The sequence below is a fragment of the Planktotalea sp. genome (genome assembly GCF_049680325.1).
Classification (GTDB): domain Bacteria; phylum Pseudomonadota; class Alphaproteobacteria; order Rhodobacterales; family Rhodobacteraceae; genus Planktotalea.
Map to the genome: position 1 here is coordinate 1 of NZ_JBAUHO010000135.1, position 3,154 is coordinate 3,154.

Below are 3,154 nucleotides of genomic sequence, written 5' to 3' on the forward strand. Positions count from 1 at the left end.
GAGCATGCCAGAGGAACTGAACCCGACAATCCAGGGCTGCCAATCTGGTGCGCCGCCAATGATAGCAGCGACGAGTGCCAGATCGCTAAGGCCTGATGCTATCAACGTGGCCCCGATCACACGCCAAATTCTGCCGGATGCATCGCCGCTTTCAATGCGCAGGTGCGGAAGGGCGTCTGCCCCGCGCGAAACAGAAAACAAAATCGCGCCGCCATATCCGAAATACAAAAGCGGGATCAATGCGTCCAATGCGTAGGGTTGGAACAGCACGGCAAGCACCGCCAGCGCTGGCGCAATCAGATGCAACGCCCCATAGCTCTTGCGCTCCAATCCAGAGCGGCTAAGTCCGATCCACGCAAGCGGTGGAATGCAGCAGGCCGTAACGGGCAACAGCAATCGCAGGCTTTCAAATTCGTAGTGCATCACCGCTGCAATCAGCGCCGATTGCAGCGCACATAGAGCGACCAATGCCGCCAGGACGCTCATCCGCTTTTGCGTTGCAACAAGAGAGACAAACAAAAACCCGAGGATCAGTGCCCCAATCATCGGAATTGGCAGTGTTGGCAGCATGGAACGCTCCGAAAAGGGACTAAAACGGGTTTCAGGACGTCCCAATACCCGTTTCAGGACGCAATATCAAAAGGGAACGCTCACTTAGGTCTTATCGCAACTTTGATACGAATGGACAAAAGATGACACTGAGAACAACAATAACCCGAACCGCTATTGCATTGGGCAGCGGCGCGGCACTTTTCATAGGCGCGGCCTGGCTGATGTCGAGCGAAACGCGGCCGATCCCTGACACGGATGTTGGCTTTACAACCCTTAGCTTTGAGGTGGATCACCGCAACAAGGCACTTGATCTGCACATCTGGTATCCAACCGATGCGCAAGGCCCTGCCGCGTTGATTGCGCAAAATGCGTTGTTCTACGGCTTTCATGCACATGCGGACGCTGCGCCGCGAGAAGGCAAGCATCCGTTGGTTGTGTTTAGCCATGGTTCTGGCGGGCGCATGACGCAAATGGGCTGGCTTGCCAGTGCCTTGGCCGAGCAAGGCTTTATCGTTGCAGGGGTTAACCATCACGGCACCACATCCATGGACAGTGATCCCCATCGCACGATTGAAATCTGGGACCGCCCCATGGATCTGAGCGCGGTGCTTGATGCATTCGAGGCTGGAGCAATCAGCGGCATTCAGGCCGATATGGGCAATGTAACCGGCGCAGGATTTTCGCTGGGTGGGCATACGGCCTTGGCTTTGTCCGGAGCGCGTGTCAGCAAAGCCGCCTATATCGACTATTGCGACGCGCATGTTGGAATGCTCGATTGCGGATGGATGACGGCAGGCGGTGTTGACTTTAACGACATTGATGCCGCGCGCTATGAGGCGTCTTTTGCCGATCCGCGCATCACAGCAAGCTTTGCCATTGATCCAGCCCTGCCTGCAGCAATGACGCGTGATAGCCTTGCTGCGATTGCCACGCCAACGCTGTTAATCAATCTGAGCAACCCGGGTGCGATCCCTGCTGGCGTTGATGCATCCCAGCTTGTTGGCCCGATGCAAAACGCTGAACAAATAACGGTTGCAGGCTCATGGCACATGAGCGCCATCGCTGAATGCAGTATGCTGGGGCGCGTGATTATCGGCGTTTCAGGGATGTTTACGGGCGAAACCAACATATGCGGCCAAGCGGAGCGTCGCCGAACAGCGGTTCATGCCGAGATGTTGGAGCACATTCTGCCCTTCATGGCACGAAACGCGATGTAGAGCAGAATTGATTGGGGCGGTTAATACCTAGCTGCCCCAAATCACCTTTACATAGTTGCGTGTCTCTTTGTAAGGAGGCACGCCGCCATGTTTTTCCACGGCACCGGGGCCCGCGTTATAGGCCGCCAGCGCAAGACGCCAAGAGCCGAACTTGCGGTACTGCTCTTTCAGGTAGCGCGCGCCGCCTTCAAGGTTCTGCGCAGGATCGCTGGCATCAACGCGAAGATATTTCGCGGTTGCTGGCATCAACTGAGCCAAACCCTGCGCCCCTGCATGGGAGACAGCATTGGGGTTCCAGCCACTTTCCTGCTGAACAAGACGCAGGAACAAATCCTCTGGAACGCCATGTTTACGGGCCGCATCGCGCGCCATATTAGAATAGACGCCTTTATAACGGCCACGATATTTCGGGGATTTTTTCGTATCGCCCCATTTTGTCGGTGTGTTCACCGTCGGGGGCTTGAGACGCACCGAGGCTTTGTATTGCTGCGATGCGCGGCTGTCCAAAACCTTGGTTTGAGTGCTGAACAGTTTCTGGCGCGACTTTGTCGACAAACGCTCTGCCGCCGCCGGCAATGCCAGTGCGAAAACCAAAAACGTCGTAACTGCTGTAACCTGTCGCTTTCTGTGAGCGCGCATGCACGAATGCCCCATTGACCCTATCAAGGCGCAATATAGCTGGATTTCGCCGTTTCGCTACCCCTAGCGGCGTTATTACGTTTTTAACCATGATCTGGTGGTGTAGGTTCGGCAAAACTTCGCTGACTGAGTCGGCGTTGCTGCACAAGTAGGACATCTAGAGGGGGCGGATATGGCCGGTTCAGTAAACAAAGTTATTCTCATCGGCAATTTGGGTCGCGACCCCGAAGTGCGTACATTCCAGAACGGCGGCAAAGTGTGCAACCTGCGCATCGCCACGTCTGAAACCTGGAAAGACAAGAATTCGGGCGAGCGTAAAGAGCGCACTGAATGGCATTCTGTTGCAATTTTCTCCGAGCCTTTGGCGCGCGTGGCCGAGCAATATCTGCGCAAAGGCTCCAAGGTTTATATCGAAGGTCAGCTTGAGACGCGCAAATGGCAGGACCAATCTGGTCAGGACAAATACAGCACCGAAGTTGTCCTGCGCCCCTACACATCCACACTGACAATGCTTGACGGTCGCGGCGATAATGCTGGCGGCGGCGGTGACTCATACGGCGGCGGCCAAGGTGGCGGCGGGTATGATGGCGGCGGTCAGGGTGGTGGCTATGACAGCGGCCAGGGTGGCGGCGGTGGCTATGGCGGCGGCAGCCAAGGTGGCGGCGGCGGTGCGCCTTCACGCGATCTGGATGATGAAATTCCGTTCTAACAATCGAACCTGCGGGACTGGGGCGCTGCCCCAGACC

Annotated in this window: 3 protein-coding genes and 1 pseudogene; 2 read left to right on the forward strand and 2 right to left on the reverse strand. The window is 56.4% G+C overall.

All coding sequences use genetic code 11. The features are described 5' to 3' along the window. Positions 1–570, reverse strand: a pseudogene (locus WBC85_RS05985) (helix-turn-helix domain-containing protein); the annotation flags it as partial. Between the two features lie 122 nt (positions 571–692). On the opposite strand from WBC85_RS05985, the gene WBC85_RS05990 reads away from it, so the two are divergent. Beyond that, positions 693–1,769 (forward strand): alpha/beta hydrolase family protein, encoded by a 1,077-nt coding sequence (locus WBC85_RS05990; protein ID WP_424433968.1) that lies wholly within the window; start codon positions 693–695, stop codon positions 1,767–1,769. Positions 1,770–1,796: 27 nt separating this feature from the next. Here WBC85_RS05990 and WBC85_RS05995 read toward each other — a convergent pair whose 3' ends face one another. Then, entirely contained in the window at positions 1,797–2,408 is a 612-nt protein-coding gene (locus WBC85_RS05995) for a lytic transglycosylase domain-containing protein (RefSeq protein ID WP_424433970.1), read from the reverse strand. A gap of 172 nt (positions 2,409–2,580) precedes the next feature. Between WBC85_RS05995 and ssb the strand changes: the two genes are divergently transcribed. Then, positions 2,581–3,117: a single-stranded DNA-binding protein gene (ssb, locus tag WBC85_RS06000; RefSeq protein ID WP_424433972.1), complete on the forward strand. Its 537-nt coding sequence runs from the start codon at positions 2,581–2,583 to the stop codon at positions 3,115–3,117. Positions 3,118–3,154 lie beyond the last annotated feature (37 nt).